The sequence below is a fragment of the Brachyspira pilosicoli genome, from assembly GCF_019402445.1.
Classification (GTDB): Bacteria; Spirochaetota; Brachyspiria; order Brachyspirales; family Brachyspiraceae; genus Brachyspira; species Brachyspira pilosicoli_B.
Map to the genome: position 1 here is coordinate 1 of NZ_SRZM01000419.1, position 610 is coordinate 610.

Here is a 610-nt window from a genome sequence, read left to right on the forward strand (position 1 = left end):
TATTTTATTTTATTTTTTATTTTTTATTTTGACTATTTAAAAAATTATTGAACTATGAAGTGTTTCTGGGGAAAATAATATTGATAATAAAATATCATTAAATTAAATATTTTTTTTAATCTATACATAATTAATCTAACACTATTGATTTTCAAAAATACTAACATTAAAAACTAATAAAGTCAATTATAACTAATAAATTATTTAAAAAATAAAAAGGCTTGAGCATTAAAACTCAAGCCTTTTATATTATTTTATTAATTTATTTACCAGGAGTACTCAACGCATCATCAACATTTGGATTAGTTTCAATACTAGCCAAATCTTTAGCATCATAATCTTTAAGCGGTATTCTATTTCTAATAGCAGCATAAACAGTAGGTACTATTACAAGTGTAAACAAAGTAGAAACACTTAATCCGCCAAGTACTGCCAAAGATAGAGGCTGATACATTTCATTACCTTCACCATTTGATAAAGCCATAGGAAGAAGACCTAGTATTGTAGTAAGTGAAGTCATAAGTACAGGTCTTAATCTTCTAGGACCAGCAATTAAAGCAGCAGCATCTCCATTAATTTTTTTCTCATGCATAAGCTGATTCATATAGTC

Annotated in this window: 1 protein-coding gene; it reads right to left on the reverse strand. The window is 26.1% G+C overall.

The window, feature by feature from the left end; translation table 11 throughout:
* Positions 1-262: 262 nt before the first annotated feature.
* Positions 263-610: efflux RND transporter permease subunit (locus E6A48_RS11530; RefSeq protein ID WP_219710454.1), on the reverse strand; the 348-nt coding region annotated here is incomplete at its 5' end.